This window comes from Pseudomonas sp. RA_35y_Pfl2_P32 (assembly GCF_963970735.1).
Taxonomy (GTDB): Bacteria; Pseudomonadota; Gammaproteobacteria; order Pseudomonadales; family Pseudomonadaceae; genus Aquipseudomonas.
Genome location: NZ_CAXAQF010000121.1, coordinates 1 through 625 on the forward strand (window position 1 = coordinate 1; position 625 = coordinate 625).

Consider the following 625-nt stretch of genomic DNA (forward strand, 5'->3'; position numbering starts at 1 on the left):
GACGCACTTGGGCTGCGGCGCGACATCGTCGCGATCGTATCGAGCTTCCTCGACGCGCTCGACATCGCCCGCCGTTCGGACCTTATCGCGCTGGTGCCGCACGCGTGCCTGCGAGGCGGAGCGGCGGCAACGGAAGGCCTCGTAGCGTTCGAGCTGCCGGTGACGACGCCGGGTCTTTCGATCAGCGTGATGTGGCATCCGCGCCTCGACGCCGATCCGGCACACCGCTGGCTGCGCCAAATGCTGATCGCGACGTGCCGGCAAGCGGTTCAACCGGACGGGGCCAGGCGGGCGACGTAATCGATAAACGCCCGGAGCGGCGGTGGCACGAGCTTGCGACTGGAATGGTAGAGAAAAGGACCGGGAAAAGGCTGCCACCACGCCTCCAACACCGGCTCGAGCGCATGGCTCGCCAGAGGCGGCCGAAGCCAGGCTTCGAAACGGGGGATCACGCCAACGCCGGCGATGGCCGCTTCGACGCCGAGATCTATAGCTCCCCCAACGCCAACGACCAGCCGGGCCCGCGGCTCGATCCGAACGATCTCGCCGTCGCGCTCGAATTCCCAGGGAGACGTCAACCGACCACTGGCGAAGCGACCGAGAATGCACGGATGCCGGAGCAAGT

2 pseudogenes are annotated in these 625 nt (G+C 67.2%); one reads left to right on the top strand and one right to left on the bottom strand.

From position 1 onward, the window contains the following. Window positions 1-300 (top strand): annotated as a pseudogene (locus AACY45_RS27405) (hypothetical protein); the annotation flags it as partial. Here the strand turns inward: AACY45_RS27405 and AACY45_RS27410 are convergent. Continuing rightward, window positions 270-625, bottom strand: a pseudogene (locus AACY45_RS27410) (LysR family transcriptional regulator); the annotation flags it as partial. The pseudogenes AACY45_RS27405 and AACY45_RS27410 sit on opposite strands and share 31 nt — an antisense overlap.